Below are 13,131 nucleotides of genomic sequence, written 5' to 3'. Positions count from 1 at the left end.
ACACGTTCAAAGCCAAAGCGGGTTATATTTGATATAACTAACAAAACTAATTTTATGGCAAAATTTTACCCGCGTAGCCTGTGGCTGTTGGCCTTGCTTTTTAGCGTGCAAACCGTCTGGGCACAAACTGTTCCTACGCCGAAATCGCATTTTGGCTTTGACATTGGCGACGATTACCAGCTGGCCAATTACACCCAAACCGAAGCTTATTTTAAAAAACTGGCCGCCAGTTCCAACCGTGTAAAACTGGTTGAGATTGGCAAAACCGAAGAAGGCAGAAGCCAGTACATGCTCATCGTTACCTCGCCAGAGAACCAAAAAAACCTGGAGAAGTACAAAGAAATTTCGCAAAAACTGGCGCATGCCGAAGACCTGACCAAAGAGCAGGCAAAAGCCTTGGCAGCCGAAGGCAAAGCCGTGGTGTGGATTGATGGCGGTTTGCATGCCAACGAAGTGGTTGGCGCACATCAGCTCATCCAAATGGCCTATAACCTGGCCAGTCGCACCGATGCCGAAACCACCAAGATATTGGATAAGGTAATTATATTGATGACCCACGCCAATCCCGATGGACAAGAACTGGTGAGCGATTGGTACATGCGCGAAAAAGACCCTAAAAAACGTTCGATTAACGGTTTGCCCCGCTTGTACGAAAAATATGCCGGTCACGATAATAACCGCGATTTTTTCATGCTGAACCTGAAAGAAACGCAAAACATGGGTCGTCAGTTGTTTGTAGAGTGGATTCCGCAAATCATGTATAATCACCATCAGGCAGGTCCAGCAGGTACCGTGGTGGCGGGCCCCCCTTACCGCGATCCTTATAATTATGTGTTCGACCCGATTATTTTAACCAGTATCGATGCCGTTGGCGCGGCCATGCACAACCGCATGAACGTAGAAGCCAAACCGGGCTATACCCAACGTGGCGGTTCGGTGTTTTCTACGTGGTATAATGGCGGTTTGCGTACCACCACCTATTTCCACAACATGATTGGCTTGCTTACCGAAATTGTAGGTAGTCCAACCCCGTCAGATATTCCTTTGGTGCCTTCGCGCCTCTTGCCAAACGGCGATTCGCCAAACCCAGTGTTGCCACAAAAATGGTATTTCAAAAACTCGATTGACTATTCGATTTCTTTGAACTATGCCGTATTGAACTATGCGCAGCGCTACAGCGACGAATTGTTGTACAACATTTACCAAATGGGCCGCAACTCTATTGAGCGTGGCAGCAAAGACACCTGGTCGTTCTCGCCTAAAAAGATCGATGCCATTAACGAAGCCTATCAAAAGGATAAAAAAGCAACAACTGCTGGTCCTGGAGGCGATTTCAATCGTGGAGGCATGCCGGTTAAATATTTGGATACGATTATGAAGGCTCCCAAAAACAGGGATGCCCGCGGCTATATCCTTTCGGCCGACCAACAGGATTTCACTACAGCCATTCGTTTTTTAAATGCACTGATCAGAACCGGTATTCGCGTGCAAAAAGCCACGGCTCCTTTTACGGTGGCAGGCAAATCGTACCCGGCAGGTTCTTATGTGGTAAAAACCGATCAGGCTTTCCGTCCGCATGTTTTAGACATGTTTGAGCCACAAGACCACCCTAACGATTTTAAATACGAAGGAGGCCCTCCAATTGCGCCTTACGATGCGGCAGGCTGGACCTTGGCTTACCTCATGAATGTGAAATTTGATCGCATCTTAGAGCCTTTTGATGGCCCATTTGAAAAACTTCCTTATGGCGAGTTGATCAAAGCTACGCCTAAAGCATTGCCAAGTGGCAGCGGTTACGTGTTGAGCGCTAAGGCCAACGAAAGTTTCTTGGCCGTAAACGAGCTGTTAAAAGGCGGTGCCGAAGTGTACAGAAACACAGCTGACGGCTCTTTCTACGTACCGGCATCGGCTAAGGCGAAAAGTATTTTAGACAAAGCAGAACATGGCTTTGGCATGCGCGTAATGGCAGCCCAAAAACCCGCCAAGGCAGTAAAAATTGCCCCAGCCCGTATTGCCCTTTGGGACACTTACGGAGGTTCGATGGATTCAGGTTGGATCCGTTTCATTATGGAACAATACCATTTCGATGCAACGGTTATTTACGCACCAGACATTGATGCGGGCAACCTGAAAGACAAATATGATGTCATTGTTTTTGTAGATGGTTCTATCCCGGCCTTCAATCCAAATCCGGCTAATGCTGGCGGAAGAGGCTTTGGTGGTCCGGCGCCAGAAACCGTTCCTGAACAATACAGGGCAAGAATTGGACGCATGAGCCAAGAAAAATCAATTCCGCAACTGAAAAAATTCTTGGAAGCAGGTGGCGAGATTGTAGCCATTGGTAGCGCAACCAACTTGGCGGCCCACCTTGATCTGCCGGTTCGCAATGCGATCGTAGAATTGGTTGGTGGGGTTGAAAAACGACTGCCTGCCGAGAAATATTATGTGCCAGGAAGTGTATTGAATGTGGCTTTAGATAGCAAGCAGCCGGCCAACTGGGGCATGGACAGTACTGCCGATGTTTATTTTGACAACAGTCCGGTGTTTAAATTAAGTGCCGACGCGGTTTCGAGCGGAAAAATCAAGCCTTTGGCCTGGTTTGCCAACGCCACCCCGTTGCGCAGTGGCTGGGCTTGGGGACAAAGCTACCTGCAAGATGGCGTAACCGCTTTCGAAGCTGACTATGGCAAGGGAAAACTATTTGCCTTCGGACCAGAAATCACCTTCAGGGCCCAAACCCATGGAACATTTAAATGGATGTTTAACCAGTTGTATAAATAAATTCAACAGTAAGCAAACAAAAAAGCTCCCGATTATGTCGGGAGCTTTTTTGCTATTTGGCGTAAGGAAAGTTCCTAGAAACTTTACGCATCATATGCTCTACCAAGTCATCGGTAGAAGTGGTAATGTTGTCGTTCATGGTTTTGAAGAAGCGCCATAGCAAATCGCCGTTGCCGTCATTAAGCGTTAAGGTTAAAGTACCGGTTCCTGTTTTGCCACCAAAACCGCCAAAAAGTACGGCCGAGGCAATAGCACCAGCTTCCGATTTGGTTTGCTCGGTGATAAAATCGCCGCCAAGTACGGCATCAACGCCTAAAGCTTTCGCTACTTCGTCCTTCGTAAACTCATCCATTTTGTCGAGCATTCCAGCTTTTTTGAGCAAAATATTGGTTTTTTCTACATCCTGAAAAGTAACACTGTAATTGCTCGCTTTTCTCAACAAAAAAGTAAACAAGCTCGACTGTATAGATTTCGACATCGTTTTTTCTTGTTCGCGATTGGCTTCCTGGCTAAAATTCTTAGGCTGTTTTTTGTAGGTGATTTTGGTGTTGAAAGGAAGAATGGCAATTACCTTGTGCTTGGCAGTTTCAGCCTTTAGTTGCGGACTTTCGAAAATTTGCTTTGAACCTTCAATTTGTGCGCTTGCCACAAGGCATGACCCAGAGATGAAGAGCATTAATAAGATTTTTTTCATTTTTTTAAATAGTTTGTTTGAGTCGCAAAGATATATTTTTTGTGCAGATCTCCATTTACGGGAACCCAACTCATGTTATTCAGAACAAATTGTCATCTTGAACACAGCGAAGCAATCTTAAAGAAAGGGATTGCTTCATCACTCCGTTCTTTGCAATGACGATTTTTGTTTGGTGATTTTTACCCCCTGCTTACCATTTCAAAAAAAGCCTGCCGTACCTTTGTACCATGAAAGTAGAAATCTGGTCAGATGTAATGTGCCCGTTTTGCTATATCGGCAAGAGGCATTTTGAAGAAGCAATGCAAAGCCTGCCTTTTCAAAAAGAAATTGAAGTAGAATGGAAAAGCTTTCAGCTTAATCCCGAATATCAAAATACCAATAACGAAGACTTGTACAGTTACCTGGCTCGAAGCAAAGGTATGAGTCGCGAACAAGCGCAAGGCCTAACCGTTCAGGTAGCTCAAATGGCCAAAAATGCCGGACTGGATATAGACTTCGGGACCAATATCCCTGCAAACTCGTTTAAAGCCCACAGGTTGATCCATTTTGCGGCCAGCCAGGGTTTACAAGACCAAGCCGAAGAAGCGCTGTTTAAGGCCCATTTTATCGATGGACAGGATGTATCAAAAGACGAGGTGTTGTTGGCCATCGGTCAGGAACTGGGTTTGGACGAAACTTTGGTAAAAGGCGTTTTAACAAGCGACCAATATGCCGAAGCCGTTCGCTACGATATTTACGAAAGTCAGCAACTGGGCGTTCGGGGCGTTCCGTATTTTGTATTAGACCGCAAATACGCGCTTTCTGGTGCACAGCCTGTACCTACCTTTAAAGAAGCGCTAACCCAAAGCTTTAATGAATGGAAAGCCACCCAGCCACAAACTCAACTTACCTCCCTGAATAAAAACAATGATGCCGTTTGTGATGAGGATGGCTGTGAAATAAAATAGCAAGTATATTCTTTGAGCCGAAGCCTAAATTTTTGCGCCAACTGCTCCAAACAAGCAACACAAAAAGATAATAAAGCCTATCCAAAATAGGATTTTCATATAGTTTTTGTCTTTTTGGCTCCCCGCTTTTCCTTCGGTTTGACTACGGTAGCGATAATAGTGTCCTCTTGCTATTTCAAAAGGAATAAATTCTCTGTTATAATTCGTCCAAAAGGCCATTCTTACGATATGGTAAAGCAGGAAGCTGGCCAAGGGAAAGTAAACCAGCGAACTGTTGTTGGTAAAGGCAAATACCAGGACGAGCAACAGCCAGATTAGTGAAAACCATACATTTCTAAAACGTAGGCCGAAGGGTGTGCTGATGGTTAAAATCCCCGGTAGAAAAGATAAAAAGACCAAGGTCGTGAGGCGGTACTTAGGCAGCTCTTTGAAGAACAAAATATTCGCCAAAAGAATAAGCAAAAAGGAGGAAAGGTATAAGGTATCAGTCGCTGATAGGCTACGGAATTCTAGTTCTCCAATAGTGAACTTTCTGGCTTTCTGTTCCATGGCTTATTGTTTCTTCAACGGCTGCAATAAATACTCCAATCCGTTGGCTTTGATTTCGTACATGGTGGCCAACAGCTGGCCCAGTTTTCCGGCAGGGAAGCCTTTTTCCCGGTACCAAACCAAATAGGGCTCGGGCAAGGAGCAGATTAACCAGTCCTTGTATTTTCCGTAAGGCATTTTAACACGGACGAGGTCTAGTAAGATTTGAGAATCCATATTTGGTTGGGTTGATTACGCTTACGAAGTTTTTAAAGCTTCGTAAACGTGTGCTACAAAATCATTTCCAACATTTCAATCGCCTCATCAACATTGTTGATGTTGTCAAAAGAAATGCGCAAGGTATCTTTTACTTCTTTGAGGTTGCACAGGCGCGGATGCAGCTGCGCAAAGGCCAAAATCTTATTGAATATTTCCGAATCGAAAAACGGCGATTGTTTGTCGCTTACAAAATAGCCACGCAAAATACCTTTTTTGTAGCTCAGCTTTTCGAAGCCCAGCTTTTTGCCCACCCATTGCAGTCGCAACACTTTGGTCATGCCTTTTACAGGCGCTGGCACTGGTCCAAATCTATCGTGCAGCTCTTGTTCAAAAGCATAGAGTTGGGCATCGGTTTCGAGTTTGGAAAGCTCGGTATACAGGTTGTAGCGTTCGGTGATGTTGGTTACGTAATCATCAGGAATGTGCAGCTCCAAATCGGTATCAACTTGGGTAAAGCTGACGAAAGGACGTTGCGGTTCGTCTTTAAACAAATCCTTAAACTCGGCATCTTTCAGCTCCTGAATGGCTTCATCTAAAATCTTGTTGTACATTTCGAAACCGATTTCGGCAATAAAGCCGCTCTGTTCGCCACCCAGCAAATTGCCGCTGCCCCTGATGTCTAAATCCCTCATGGCAATGTTAAAACCGCTGCCCAAATCAGAAAACTCTTCAATGGCGCTTAGGCGTTTACGGGCCTCGTTGGTTAGCGTCGACATGGGCAGGGTCAGCAAATAACAGAAAGCCTTTTTGTTCGATCGGCCTACGCGTCCGCGCATCTGGTGCAAGTCGCTGAGGCCAAACATGTGCGCATGGTTGATGATGATGGTGTTGGCATTCGGAATGTCCAAGCCCGCCTCGATAATCGTAGTAGCCACCAACACGTCTTTTTCACCATTGATGAAATCGAGCATCACGTCTTCCAAGGCGTCGCCGTCTAGCTGTCCGTGCGCAATGCCGATACGCGCTTTAGGCACTAATTTTTGGATCAGGCCACCCAATTGCCTCAAATCGTCGACACGGTTGTGGATAAAGAAAACCTGTCCACCCCGATCCAATTCGTATTGAACGGCATCTTGAATCAGCTTATCGTTAAACACATGCAATTCGGTGTTAACGGGTTGTCTGTTGGGTGGCGGCGTGCTCATGATCGACAAATCCCTGGCGCCCATCAGCGAAAAATGCAAGGTGCGCGGAATAGGCGTTGCGGTTAGGGTAAGTGTGTCTACATTAACGCGTAGCGACTTCAGCTTTTCTTTGGCAGCTACGCCAAATTTCTGCTCTTCGTCTATCACCATTAAGCCCAAGTCTTTAAATTTCACATCCTTGCTCAGCAAGCGGTGCGTACCAATTACGATATCTACCTTGCCTTCGGCCACGCGGGCCAAAGTATCTTTAATCTGTTTGCTGGTTTTAAAACGATTGATGTAGTCGACCGTGCAAGGAAATTCCTTTAACCTCGACGAAAATGTTTTGAAATGCTGCAAGGCCAAAATGGTGGTAGGCACCAACACAGCCACCTGCTTGCCGTTGGCCACAGCCTTAAAGGCCGCACGTACCGCAATTTCGGTTTTGCCAAAGCCCACGTCGCCACAAACCAAGCGGTCCATAGGGTGCGGGGCTTCCATATCTTTTTTAACATCGCTGGTGGCTTTTACCTGATCGGGAGTGTCTTCATAAATAAACGAAGCCTCCAATTCGGTTTCCAAAAAGCCATCGGGCGCAAATGCCGTACCCGACTGGGCCTTGCGCATGGCGTAAAGCTTAATCAGGTCGCGGGCAATGTCTTTAACTTTTTTTTTTGTGGTTTTCTTGAGCTTATCCCAGGCCTCGGTTCCCAACTTGTTCATTTTGGGATGTGTCCCGTCTTTGCCACTAAACTTGGCAATACGGTTAAGCGAGTTGATGTTCACATAGAGCAGGTCGTTGTCGGCATACACCAAGCGGATCATCTCCTGTATCTTGCCGTTAACCTCTACTTTTTCCAAGCCGGCGTATTTGCCGATGCCATGGTCTATATGGGTTACAAAATCGCCAGGTTTCAGCTCGCGCAGGTCTTTGAGGGTAATGGCTTGGCTGCGCTGGTAGCCCTTGCGGAGCTGGTATTTGTAAAAACGATCAAAAATCTGATGATCGGTATAAAAAGCCATTTGCTGCCCCTGGTCTACAAAGCCTTCGCGCAATGGGATATTAACCGGCGTGAATTTGGCCGTTTTGTCGATATCGTCTAAAATGGCATACAAGCGCTCGGTTTGCTTGGTAGAATTGGTGAAGATAAAATTGTGGATATGCGCCTTCTCGTTCTCCTTCAGGTTGTGGATCAAGAGGTTAAAATCCTTGTTAAAAGAGGGCTGGGGCTTGGTATCGAACTGAAAAACAGAATCGGTTTGGTAAAAGAACTGCTTGCCAAATTCGACCAGCGAAAAATCCTGGAACAAGTCGGCCAGCATTTTCTCGTCAGAAAAAGAAAACTTGGGATCGAGCCAGTTCGGGTTTTGCTGTTTTTCGGGCATCGAAAGGGCTTTCCAAAGCTCATTGGCTTTTTTGTAGCCACTTTTCACCACGTCTAAGGTCAAATCAACGTCCTTAAACCAAAGCTGGGTGTCTTTTTCAATGTAGTCGAGCAGGCTGATGTTGCTTTCGGTTAAGAACTTGGCCTGTACATTGGGTACAATGGTGAGCGTTTTGACATCGCCTACCGAAAGCTGGCTGTCTATTTCGAAGGTGCGGATGCTTTCGATATCATCGCCAAAAAATTCGATGCGGTAAGGCAGTTCGTGTGAGAAGGAGAAAATATCTACAATGCCCCCACGGATGGAAAACTGTCCAGGTTCGTATACAAAATCGGATCTTTCAAAATCGTATTCGATCAAAAACTCGTTAATGAAATCGATGCTGAGCTTGGCGCCAAGGCTGATTTCCAGGGTGTTTTTTTCGAGAATGGAGCGGTCAATTACCTTTTCGGCCAGAGCCTCCGGATAAGTGACTACAATTTTGCCATATTCAGATTGGTGGTTCAGCTCGTTCAGCACTTCGGCCCTGGCCAATACGTTGGCCGTATCAATCTGGGTAAATTCGAAAGGCTTGCGAAAAGACGAAGGGAAAAGCAGCACATCTATGCCCAGAATGCCCTCTAAATCGGAAAGGAAATAAGCCGCTTCTTCGCGGTTGGGCATGATAAAAAGCTGGGGTTTGTGTAGCAAAAAATAGGTGGCAACGGCAATTACGGCATCGGCAGAGCCCACCAATCCCTTGAGTTGGGTTTTGCTGCCCTTACCTTTGTTGAGCGATTGCGCCACAGCTTGCACACGCTCGTCGGTTTTGTATCTGTTGATCAGGTCGCGGATGTTCACTATACAAAGATAAGCATTTGCAAGTGGCGGCCTGCTAAATTCTACCGAAATGACAATTGGTACAACTGGAGGCTTAGCGCTTTTGGGAATAAGGCCTCCAATGTTTCAGTCGAATGGGTTAAATAGCCAAAATAGCTCTGGTCCAAATCGTTTCTTAGCCTGCTTTTGCCAGTTTGTCGGGTAATTTTTAGCGTTGGTCGAAATCAAAATGGGCATAAGTAACAAACCTAGTACCTTTATATCTAATTATTAAAACAAGGAAACATGAAGTATATTCGCAGCTTTCCGGTAGAACTGGTCTTTTGGGTGTTGGCTTTAGTCCTGCTAGCAACGGCTAATCCTCACGAGCACCATTTCAGCCTTTGCCCACTGGCAAATTTAGGCATAACCTGGTGTCCGGGTTGTGGCTTAGGAAGGTCGATAACCGCATTGTTCCATGGAGATGTGAATGCAAGCTTAGCCCAACACTGGTTTGGCATACCCGCCCTGCTCTTGATCGGCTACCGCATTTATCAGCTCAGCAAACAATTATTGAAAAAGGAATTTAAATTAAAATATTAGGAGGAAAAGCTATGTTCGACGCACAATTTATGGCATTACCGGGTATCACCCCTCAAGAATACTCGTATCTGCAAACTGCAACCAACGGTCTTGACGAACAACAATTGCGCACATTTTTAATGATCTACTCTGGCAAAAGGAAAAACCCGAGCGATATGTTACTTTTCTGCGTAATCGGTCTCTTCTTGGTGCCAGGCTTGCAACGCTTCATCATCAACCAAATAGGCATGGGTATTTTGTACCTGGTAACCGGAGGTTTATGTTTTATCGGTTCAATCGTAGATATCATCAACCACAAAAGCCTGGCCTTTGAGCACAACCAGCGCATGGTATTCGAAAGCCTGCAAATGGTAAGAATGGGCGGCTTTAAACAATACTAGATACACAAAAACCGCATAAAAATCCTTGTAGGTGCAAAACCTGCAGGGATTTGCTATTTTTATACCATGAAGTTAGCCTTAATTACCAACTACCTCGAAAGCCTGGCCCCGCTTAATTATCAGGAAGATTATGATAATTCGGGCCTTATTGTAGGCCACCCCAACGACGAAATACACGCTGCGCTGGTGGCGCTCGACTGTACCGAACAGATTGTAGACGAGGCCATTGCCAAAAGCTGCAACCTGATCATTACACACCATCCCATTGTATTTAAAGGCCTTAAAAAGCTGAATGGCAAAACCTATGTAGAACGCGTGGTGCTCAAGGCCATCAGACACAACATCGCCCTGTATGCCATCCATACCAATTTAGACCACATGGCCAATGGCGTTAATGCCCGGATTTGTAGGCAGTTGGGCATCCAACAGGCAAAAATCTTGTCGCCCAAAGGAAACCTGCTTAAAAAACTGGTAACCTTTTGTCCGGAGGCACAAACTGGTCAGGTACGCGATGCTTTATTTGCTGCGGGTGCAGGCCATATTGGCAATTACAGCGAATGCAGCTTTAACGGTGCCGGAACCGGAACTTTCAAGGCCGGCGAGGGAAGCGATCCCTTTGTAGGCGAAAGAGGCACGCAGCACCACGAAGCCGAAATCAGGATCGAAACGGTTTTTAAAGGACAAGACGAACGCAAAGTGTTGCTGGCCTTGCTCGAAAGCCACCCCTACGAAGAGGTAGCCTACGATATTTATGCCCTAGCTAACAAGCTCGAAACCGTGGGCGCGGGCATGGTGGGCTGGCTGCCACAAGAAATGGATGGACATGATTTTTTAAGCTTGGTTAAAGACCGCATGCAGGCCAAAGTAATCAGGCATACCGCCCTGTTGCCTAAAAAAATAAAAAAAGTGGCCGTGTGTGGCGGATCTGGCAGTTTTTTGCTGAAAGAGGCCATAGCCGCTGGCGCTGATGCCTTTATCACCGCCGATTTTAAATACCACGAGTTTTTCGACGCCGAGCAGCACCTGGTTATTGCCGATATCGGACACTATGAAAGTGAGCAATTTACATCTAATTTGTTGATAGAGAATATTCAAGAAAAATTTCCTAACTTTGCAATCCGTTTAACGGAGCATAACACAAACCCCATAAATTATTTCATTTAATGGAACAAACAGTAGAGCAAAAGCTAAAAGCTTTATACGAATTACAAAATCTTCACACCAAGATTGATAAAATCCGTCAGATTAGAGGCGAGTTGCCTATGGAAGTAGCTGATTTAGAGGATGAAGTAGCCGGATTAGAAACACGTATACAAAAAATCAAAGCTGAATTAGACGATACTGAAGATGCAATCGTAACCCGTAAAAACATGATCAAAGAAGCGCAAAGCTTGATCAAAAAATACGAAACACAATTAAAAGACGTAAAAAACAACAGAGAATACGACGCTTTAACCAAGGAAGTAGAAATCCAAAACTTGGAGATACAGGTTTGCGAGAAGAAAATCAAGGAGCATGGCTTCGAAATTACTTCTAAAACCGAAGTTTATGAGCAAGCCTTGGCTAATATCGAAGCTAGAAAAGGCGACTTAGACGTAAAGAAAACAGAGTTGGAAACCATTACTGCCGAAACTGAAAAAGAAGAGCAGGCTTTGTTGAAAAAAGCAGAAAAAGCAGAAACCCAAATCGAAGAGCGTTTGCTAACCGCTTACCACAGGTTGAGAAACAATGCGGTTAACGGCCTGGCTGTAGTAACCATCGACAGGGATTCGTGTTCAGGTTGTTTTAACCAAATTCCGCCTCAGCGCCAATTGGACATCCGTCAGCGCAAAAAAGTAATCGTTTGCGAGCACTGTGGCCGTATCTTGGTTGATGAAGCATTGACCCACGAGCTTAGCGAAACAGAAGCATAACAAAATAGAGAAAGGCCGGACGAAAATCTGGCCTTTTTTGCAACTCAAAGTTTTGCCTGTACCTAGCCAGATTGAAGTTTGGTTTTGTTCATAAAAACATCGGCGGTTTTTTAACGTTATATAAAATCAGTAACTTAAATTCTTAAAGACCAACGGCAATCTATGCTTAAACCCTTACGTATTAAACGCTATACCAAATACCTGTTTCTTTGCTGCTGTTTGGCAGTCCCAAACCTGGCCCTGGCCAACTTCGATTTTAATGCCAACTGCCTCAAGGCCTACCAAAATATTTTCGAGCTTAAACTGGCCACTGCCCGCCAGCTGATTGCCAATGAGAAAAAGGTACACCCCAACAACTCCATTGTGCCCTTGCTCGAAAACTACGTAGATTATTTTTACCTCATCACTACCGAGAGCAAGACCGAATTTGATCGGCTCGAAGCCAATAAAAGTGCCCGTATAGACCAGATCAGCGATGACGATAAAACATCGCCTTATTACTTGTACGCCCAGGCCGAAATCAATTTGCAATGGGCGCTCATCAGGGGCCGGTACGGCGCTTATTTAACGGCCGCGCGGGAAATTAACCGGGCCAACAACATGTTGCAGGATAACAGCAAGAAGTTTCCGGGCTTTCACCTCAATGGCAAAGGATTGGGGCTAATCAATGCCGTAATTGGAGCCTTGCCCGATGGTTTTCTGAAATCGACACTTTCTACCTTTGGTTTGAGAGGCAATTTGCAACAGGGATTAAACATGCTCGATAAACTGGCTGAAAACCTGCCTAAATCCTCGTATGAGCCCTTTTACGAAGAAACCGTGTTCTACTACGCCTATGTGCTTTCTGATGTGGCTAAAAGTCCGCAGGCCTATGCCAAAACCATGAAATATACGGCACGCATTGCCGACAGCAGCCTGCTCAAATCTTACCTGCAGGCTTACGTATGTACTCGCAACGGCCATAACGACGAGGCCATCGAAATATTGACCAACAGACCTAGCGGAGCTTATTACCAGGCTTTTCCTTATCTGGATTACCTGATGGGCATTGCCAAGCTCAACAAACTCGATTATAGCGCCTCGGCTTCTTTCGATCGTTTTTTGCAGACCAATAAAGGCGTAAATTACATCAAGGATGCCAACCTGCATTTGGGTTGGATTGCGCTGTTAAAAGGCGACGATGCTGGTTACAATGCCTATGCGGCCAAAGCCAAATCAAGTGGCTATACTTATCAGGAAAGGGACAAGCAGGCCCTGAATGATGCCAATGCTCCGGTTCCGAACAAAAACCTGCTTAAGGCTCGCCTGTTGTTTGACGGCGCCTATTTGAGCAAGGCCGCCGAACTATTGAATGGCACCAATGCCGACGATTATACCTCGCCAAAAGATAAAGCAGAGTATTACTACCGCCTGGGCCGTATCAACGACGATTTGGGCAAGGATGAATTGGCGCTCGCCAATTACCAAAACGCCATTAATGTAGGTAAAAACCTAAAATATTATTATGCGGCCAAGGCGGCCATCCAAATGGGAAAGATATACGAAAAAAGCAATCCCGCTAAAGCCAAGGCCAGCTTTAATACGGCCATCGGCATGAAAAATCACGAGTACGAAAGCAGCATTGAAGCAGAAGCCAAACAAGGTTTGAAAAGATTGGGAAACTAAAAAGCACTTGCGAAGGTTTCAAAACTTCGCAAG

At 45.6% G+C, this 13,131-nt stretch carries 11 protein-coding genes; 7 read left to right on the top strand and 4 right to left on the bottom strand.

Annotated elements, in window-relative coordinates; all coding sequences use genetic code 11:
• The first annotated feature begins 54 nt into the window (after positions 1-54).
• Positions 55-2,781, top strand: a complete 2,727-nt coding sequence (locus VRU48_RS19470) for a M14 family metallopeptidase (protein ID WP_330109600.1) — start codon at positions 55-57, stop codon at positions 2,779-2,781.
• A gap of 52 nt (positions 2,782-2,833) precedes the next feature.
• Here the strand turns inward: VRU48_RS19470 and VRU48_RS19465 are convergent, their stop codons facing one another.
• Positions 2,834-3,475, bottom strand: a complete 642-nt coding sequence (locus VRU48_RS19465) for a hypothetical protein (RefSeq protein ID WP_330109599.1) — start codon at positions 3,473-3,475, stop codon at positions 2,834-2,836.
• Positions 3,476-3,702: 227 nt separating this feature from the next.
• Here VRU48_RS19465 and VRU48_RS19460 point away from each other — a divergent pair, with 227 nt between their 5' ends.
• A complete protein-coding gene (locus tag VRU48_RS19460; protein ID WP_330109598.1) occupies positions 3,703-4,422 on the top strand; it encodes a DsbA family oxidoreductase in 720 nt (239 codons plus the stop codon).
• A gap of 24 nt (positions 4,423-4,446) precedes the next feature.
• Here the strand turns inward: VRU48_RS19460 and VRU48_RS19455 are convergent, their stop codons facing one another.
• Genes VRU48_RS19455 through mfd form a run of 3 tightly spaced genes read right to left on the bottom strand, consistent with a single transcriptional unit; the run spans position 4,447 to position 8,579 of the window.
• The gene (locus VRU48_RS19455; RefSeq protein WP_330109597.1) at positions 4,447-4,971 is read right to left on the bottom strand and encodes a hypothetical protein; all 525 of its coding nucleotides are present in this window, start codon (positions 4,969-4,971) and stop codon (positions 4,447-4,449) included.
• Between the two features lie 3 nt (positions 4,972-4,974).
• Positions 4,975-5,187: a DUF3820 family protein gene (locus VRU48_RS19450; protein ID WP_330109596.1), complete on the bottom strand. Its 213-nt coding sequence runs from the start codon at positions 5,185-5,187 to the stop codon at positions 4,975-4,977.
• A gap of 53 nt (positions 5,188-5,240) precedes the next feature.
• Positions 5,241-8,579, bottom strand: a complete 3,339-nt coding sequence (gene mfd, locus VRU48_RS19445) for a transcription-repair coupling factor (protein WP_330109595.1) — start codon at positions 8,577-8,579, stop codon at positions 5,241-5,243.
• Positions 8,580-8,843: 264 nt separating this feature from the next.
• Between mfd and VRU48_RS19440 the strand changes: the two genes are divergently transcribed.
• The 5 genes from VRU48_RS19440 (at position 8,844) to VRU48_RS19420 (ending at position 13,098) form a co-directional block, all read left to right on the top strand.
• Positions 8,844-9,140 carry a DUF2752 domain-containing protein gene (locus VRU48_RS19440; RefSeq protein ID WP_330109594.1) on the top strand — a complete coding sequence of 99 codons (297 nt, stop codon included), beginning with the start codon at positions 8,844-8,846 and terminating at the stop codon, positions 9,138-9,140.
• An 11-nt stretch (positions 9,141-9,151) separates the two neighbouring features.
• The gene (locus tag VRU48_RS19435) at positions 9,152-9,520 is read left to right on the top strand and encodes a TM2 domain-containing protein (protein ID WP_330109593.1); all 369 of its coding nucleotides are present in this window, start codon (positions 9,152-9,154) and stop codon (positions 9,518-9,520) included.
• 66 nt (positions 9,521-9,586) lie between these two features.
• Positions 9,587-10,684, top strand: coding sequence for a Nif3-like dinuclear metal center hexameric protein (locus VRU48_RS19430; protein ID WP_330109592.1), 1,098 nt, complete (start codon positions 9,587-9,589; stop codon positions 10,682-10,684).
• Entirely contained in the window at positions 10,684-11,433 is a 750-nt protein-coding gene (locus tag VRU48_RS19425; protein WP_330109591.1) for a zinc ribbon domain-containing protein, read from the top strand. Before VRU48_RS19430 ends, VRU48_RS19425 begins: the two co-directional genes overlap by 1 nt.
• A gap of 162 nt (positions 11,434-11,595) precedes the next feature.
• Positions 11,596-13,098 carry a tetratricopeptide repeat protein gene (locus VRU48_RS19420; RefSeq protein WP_330109590.1) on the top strand — a complete coding sequence of 501 codons (1,503 nt, stop codon included), beginning with the start codon at positions 11,596-11,598 and terminating at the stop codon, positions 13,096-13,098.
• Positions 13,099-13,131 lie beyond the last annotated feature (33 nt).

Origin of the sequence: Pedobacter albus (genome assembly GCF_036324255.1) — a bacterium.
Classification (GTDB): domain Bacteria; phylum Bacteroidota; class Bacteroidia; order Sphingobacteriales; family Sphingobacteriaceae; genus Pedobacter; species Pedobacter albus.
The sequence above is the reverse complement of the archived record's forward strand: the minus strand, read 5'-3'. Positions and strand labels throughout refer to the sequence as shown.

What these genes read in the sequence shown, in the direction of transcription:
- VRU48_RS19470 (WP_330109600.1), top strand. Translation starts at nt 55, where the DNA reads ATGGCAAAATTTTACCCGCGTAGCCTGTGGCTGTTGGCCTTGCTTTTT.
- VRU48_RS19465 (WP_330109599.1), bottom strand. Translation starts at nt 3,475, where the DNA reads ATGAAAAAAATCTTATTAATGCTCTTCATCTCTGGGTCATGCCTTGTG.
- VRU48_RS19460 (WP_330109598.1), top strand. Translation starts at nt 3,703, where the DNA reads ATGAAAGTAGAAATCTGGTCAGATGTAATGTGCCCGTTTTGCTATATC.
- VRU48_RS19455 (WP_330109597.1), bottom strand. Translation starts at nt 4,971, where the DNA reads ATGGAACAGAAAGCCAGAAAGTTCACTATTGGAGAACTAGAATTCCGT.
- VRU48_RS19450 (WP_330109596.1), bottom strand. Translation starts at nt 5,187, where the DNA reads ATGGATTCTCAAATCTTACTAGACCTCGTCCGTGTTAAAATGCCTTAC.
- VRU48_RS19440 (WP_330109594.1), top strand. Translation starts at nt 8,844, where the DNA reads ATGAAGTATATTCGCAGCTTTCCGGTAGAACTGGTCTTTTGGGTGTTG.
- VRU48_RS19435 (WP_330109593.1), top strand. Translation starts at nt 9,152, where the DNA reads ATGTTCGACGCACAATTTATGGCATTACCGGGTATCACCCCTCAAGAA.
- VRU48_RS19430 (WP_330109592.1), top strand. Translation starts at nt 9,587, where the DNA reads ATGAAGTTAGCCTTAATTACCAACTACCTCGAAAGCCTGGCCCCGCTT.
- VRU48_RS19425 (WP_330109591.1), top strand. Translation starts at nt 10,684, where the DNA reads ATGGAACAAACAGTAGAGCAAAAGCTAAAAGCTTTATACGAATTACAA.
- VRU48_RS19420 (WP_330109590.1), top strand. Translation starts at nt 11,596, where the DNA reads ATGCTTAAACCCTTACGTATTAAACGCTATACCAAATACCTGTTTCTT.